This window comes from Oceanobacillus luteolus (genome assembly GCF_023715655.1).
GTDB lineage: Bacteria > Bacillota > Bacilli > Bacillales > Amphibacillaceae > Oceanobacillus > Oceanobacillus luteolus.
In genome coordinates, this window is the sequence record NZ_JAMBON010000167.1 from 1 (window position 1) to 396 (window position 396).

A 396-nucleotide genomic window follows, 5' to 3' on the forward strand; every position below is an offset into this window, starting at 1 on the left:
GATATGTCCGGGATCGCGGTGCAGCCGCTGATGCCAGACCTGACGGATGGCGATTTTGGCGAGGGGAAAAGGCAGCGGCCAGCTGCGGCAGGGATAGCGCCGGGTGATATGCCGCGCCACCTGTTCCGGGACGACGGCAATCATATCGCTTTCGGCCACCAGCTCACCGGTACCTAAAAAGCTTGGTAACGTTAGCGCAATGCGCCGGGGCATGTGGTGCTCATCAAGCAGCTTATCCATATCGCCATGGGCAGGTCCCTCCACGCGGATCGCCAGATGCTTTTCCTGGCGCCAGTCTTCGGCGCGGAGCTGTGCGCGAATGCGAGGATGGTTTTCCGCAGCCAGGCAGACATATGATTGATCGAAGAGATGTTGCTGGTAGACGCTTTCCGGAAG

At 59.8% G+C, this 396-nt stretch carries 1 protein-coding gene; it reads right to left on the minus strand.

Annotated elements, in window-relative coordinates; all coding sequences use genetic code 11:
• Positions 1-396 (minus strand): LysR substrate-binding domain-containing protein (locus M3210_RS20220; protein ID WP_251518112.1); only part of this gene is annotated, 396 nt, incomplete at both ends.